A 3,561-nucleotide genomic window follows, 5' to 3' on the forward strand; every position below is an offset into this window, starting at 1 on the left:
TTGCTTCAATTAAAACAAACCTTTCCATTAATTCCGCCTGCTCAGAAGATAAATTCATCGCTTTCCTTCGTGTACGGAGAGAAAATATCTTAGCGCACAATATTTTCTCATAAACGAATTTTTTAAAAAAGAATTTAATTAAAGTTCGGTTTATGGGGCGTGACGTTTTTTAAAATTAATTGAGGCGTATGTGGGCTAGATCCCCCGGGGCGGGGATGACGGGTTTTAAATTTTTGTTAACAAGGAGATTTCTAAAAAAGTAATTATTTTAGATAGCGGTGAATGCGAAATTTAACCACAAACCAAATCCACAAACTTAAAATTAGAGTTACTAAACTTTTTTAAGACTGAGCTTCCTCAGATGCATCAATTAATAAGTCCATCTGCCGCTGCACATGCTTACGGAACATCAGCGGTTGAGGGACATTCGTCTAATAATCGTGCGAACCGCCCATACCGCTGATCACGAGAGTCCCATAACCGAGGATTCGCCCCGTAACCGTTTAGTTGACGTTAACGCCTTCTAACCGGCGTAAAAATATTTCCGAGGAGTTTCGTCGAATCCAACCTTTTTCCATAATGACGCGTTTATCGGTGACGCCATATTCCGAAGTTCGATAGGTGACATACGCCGTCAACAACCAAAAAGTGCTCAATACGAACGTAAAAAAACTGCAAAGGTCATAAAGCGGATAACCACCCAATAATAAGCGAGAACGCAAAATAAAATAAGCAGGGCCATACGTATAAAATAAAGAAGCAAAAATTAATGCAATCACACCAGGGGCATAAATAATCCAATGAGGGTGTGTAAAATAAACTAATTTTTCATCTTTTATTAAGGTTTTTTTAATATAACGAGGCGGATACATCAACATTCTCCACAATTTTAATTTTCATCACCAACAACGTTATCCACTTTCCGAAAGCCGCGAGGTAATTTATTACCTCGGTGACCACGTTCTCCGTGAAATTGAGCTAAATCATCCGGTTTTAGCATAAAACTATGTTTCCCAGAATAAAGTGTTAACGAACTCTTCTCATGGAGGACAGCTAAAGCAACACAATATTCTTCACGATTGGGCACACGCGTTGGTGCAATCTGAATGATTTTATTTCCTTTGCCTTTTAGGTAATTCAGGTAATTCCGCTATGGGGAACAATAATAATCGATCTTAGGAGGTAATCGCGCCCAGGTATTGGGATTCTTTACCGACCCGCTGCGGGCAATATCACTTGAGCGCCTTTAGGTAGTTTGATAACGGTTTTCCCACTGCGACTTTTTACGTGCAAATTAATTAACGACGTTAAAAATCCATACCCCACATTCGAGGCTAATAAGAAGAGGTCATCATCAGCAACCATTAAAACCCCAACAAAATGAGCCCCTGCTGCTGGTTTTAACCGGCTTGCGAGCGGATCACCCAAGCCGCGAGCGGATGGGGGGTATGCGCTGGCAAGACATAACTTTTTCCCGCCGAATCTAAAAATACCACCAGTTCATTCATGCGGCCTTCTGCCTGCATTAAAAATTCATCGCCCGATCGATAATTTAACGCATGGCTACCGACTTCGTGACCTTTGGCGGCACGAATCCAGCCCTTTTTCGACAAAACTACCGTGACCGGTTCAGAAGGAAGCATTTCTTCTTAACGTATCATTTTGGCGATGGGTCTTTCCATTAATGGCGAGCGGCGTTCGTCACCATATTTTTCTTTATCCGCGGCCAATTCTACGCGAATTAATTTTTTTAATTTAGCCTTTGAAGCTAAAATTTTTTCGATCTCGTCGCGCTCTTTAATTAAAAAAGCTTGCTCGCCTCTAATTTTTTCTCTTCTAATTTAGCTAATTGCCGCAATTTAATTTCTAAAATTGCCTCCATTTGTCCGTCACTGAGTTTAAATTTTTTCATTAAAGTGGGCTTTGGCTTGTCTTCTTTTTGGATAACGGCGATGACGGCATCTAAATTTAAATAAGCAATAATAAAACCTTCCAAAAGATGTAACCGCTCAATAACAAATTGCAACCGGTATTGCAATCGCTTGTGGATCGTTTGCATTCGGTATTCTAACCATTCCTTTAACAATGAAATTAAATCTTTGACTTTCGGCCGGCCATCGATGCCGATCATATTCAAATTCACTCTATAGCTCCGTTCCAAGTCGGTCGTTACAAATAAATGCTCCATTAATTCGTGTATATTGATGCGATTGGATCGCGGCGTAATCACCAAACGTGTGTGGGATTTTCGTGATCGGATTCGTCTCGGACGTCGCTCACAGCGGGTAATTTTTTTTGCGACCATTTGGCCAGCGATCTGTTCCATAACGCGGTTACCTGAAACCTGGTGAGGCAGGAGGGCGGTAATTACAATTTCCCCATTTTCTTTTTGATAAGTCGCTCGCATGCGCAAACTGCCCTGTCCAGTGCGGTAGAGGATTCGAATTTCAGCCGTGGGTGTAATAATTTCGGCAACGGTGGGATAATCAGGTCCTTGAATGAATTTCATTATGTCCTTCAAGGTGGCGTCGGGATATTCTAAAAGATGTATGCAGGCATTCGCGACTTCGGTCAAATTATGTGGGGGAATATCCGTGGCCATCCCCACGGCAATCCCAGACATCCCATTTAATAAAACGTTCGGGAGCCGCGCCGGCAAGAGAGCGGGTTCTTTTAGCGTCCCATCAAAGTTAGGGACCCAATCGACTATTCCTTCTTGCAATTCTTTTAAAAGCAGTTGGGCATAAGCGGATAAGCGCGCTAACGCATGGCGGCAAAGGATTTGGGATCATCCGCGCTCCCCTAATTGCCTTGCCCATCGACAAAGGGATAGCGAAATGAAAAAGGCTGGGCCATTAACACCATGGCTTCGTAACAGGCGGTGTCTCCGTGCGGATGGAATTTACCCAAAACGTTGCCTACCGTCCGCGCTGATTTCTTATACTTAGCGGTTGATTTTAAACCTAATTCTGACATGGCGTACACGATTCGACGCTGGACAAGATGACCGACATCGAGTAGTCCAGATAAGCCTTTTCGACAAATTCGCTCAGTGGCTGTCGCTCGACATCCAACGCGTTTGAAGTGGTGCTTTTGGTCATGAGCAATAATGATTAATCATGAGTTAAGTATGAGCAGTATACGGGATTTTGCACTATTCTGCCATGTTTTGCTCACTAGAATTTGAACCCTCTCCCGCAAGTGAGAGGGGAGATCATTTTTGCAGAAAATTTTTAGCCTACCGGAGGATGCGATTAAAACTGGTTAGAAGCACAAATTCCGTCATTTCCGCGCAGGCGGGAGTCCCAGTGCACCTTTGGTGCGCTGGATCAACTATGTTTGAATTGCTGTGAGCAAGTTTGAAAACTGGATAATAAATAGTCATTTTACACACCTTATTCACAGCTTCACAGTGATACCGCAGTTAGCGATTTTTTCTGTTCAAATTTTTTTAATCTGGCATTGGCGATAACAATAATTTTTCGTATTAGTGCTACAAACGCTACCATTTTCTTTTTCCCTTTTTTAACGAGCCCCTCATAAAAGCTCTTTAATTCTGAA

5 protein-coding genes and 2 pseudogenes are annotated in these 3,561 nt (G+C 42.4%); 1 reads left to right on the forward strand and 6 read right to left on the reverse strand.

What is annotated here, in order from left to right; genetic code table 11:
- Positions 1 to 341: 341 nt before the first annotated feature.
- The 6 genes and pseudogenes from OWO34_RS08470 to OWO34_RS08495 form a co-directional block, all read right to left on the reverse strand.
- A pseudogene (locus OWO34_RS08470) lies at positions 342 to 887 on the reverse strand (PH domain-containing protein).
- A 2-nt stretch (positions 888 to 889) separates the two neighbouring features.
- Positions 890 to 1,087: a hypothetical protein gene (locus tag OWO34_RS08475; RefSeq protein ID WP_267257189.1), complete on the reverse strand. Its 198-nt coding sequence runs from the start codon at positions 1,085 to 1,087 to the stop codon at positions 890 to 892.
- Between the two features lie 122 nt (positions 1,088 to 1,209).
- A complete protein-coding gene (locus tag OWO34_RS08480; protein ID WP_267257190.1) occupies positions 1,210 to 1,365 on the reverse strand; it encodes a hypothetical protein in 156 nt (51 codons plus the stop codon).
- Positions 1,366 to 1,400: 35 nt separating this feature from the next.
- On the reverse strand, positions 1,401 to 1,643 hold the full coding sequence (locus tag OWO34_RS08485) for a hypothetical protein (RefSeq protein ID WP_267257191.1): 243 nt from the start codon (positions 1,641 to 1,643) through the stop codon (positions 1,401 to 1,403).
- 158 nt (positions 1,644 to 1,801) lie between these two features.
- Positions 1,802 to 2,722, reverse strand: coding sequence for a DNA gyrase subunit A (locus tag OWO34_RS08490; protein WP_267257192.1), 921 nt, complete (start codon positions 2,720 to 2,722; stop codon positions 1,802 to 1,804).
- Positions 2,723 to 2,802: 80 nt separating this feature from the next.
- The gene (locus tag OWO34_RS08495) at positions 2,803 to 2,976 is read right to left on the reverse strand and encodes a DNA gyrase subunit A (protein ID WP_267257193.1); all 174 of its coding nucleotides are present in this window, start codon (positions 2,974 to 2,976) and stop codon (positions 2,803 to 2,805) included.
- A 173-nt stretch (positions 2,977 to 3,149) separates the two neighbouring features.
- Between OWO34_RS08495 and OWO34_RS08500 the strand changes: the two are divergent.
- Positions 3,150 to 3,265 (forward strand): annotated as a pseudogene (locus OWO34_RS08500) (hypothetical protein); the annotation flags it as partial.
- Positions 3,266 to 3,561 lie beyond the last annotated feature (296 nt).

The organism is Coxiella endosymbiont of Ornithodoros maritimus, assembly GCF_907164965.1.
Classification (GTDB): Bacteria; Pseudomonadota; Gammaproteobacteria; order Coxiellales; family Coxiellaceae; genus Coxiella.

Bases quoted from the DNA above. Each gene is read 5' to 3' on its own strand.
- OWO34_RS08480 (WP_267257190.1), bottom strand. From the start codon at position 1,365: ATGGTTGCTGATGATGACCTCTTCTTATTAGCCTCGAATGTGGGGTAT.
- OWO34_RS08485 (WP_267257191.1), bottom strand. From the start codon at position 1,643: ATGCTTCCTTCTGAACCGGTCACGGTAGTTTTGTCGAAAAAGGGCTGG.
- OWO34_RS08495 (WP_267257193.1), bottom strand. From the start codon at position 2,976: ATGTCAGAATTAGGTTTAAAATCAACCGCTAAGTATAAGAAATCAGCG.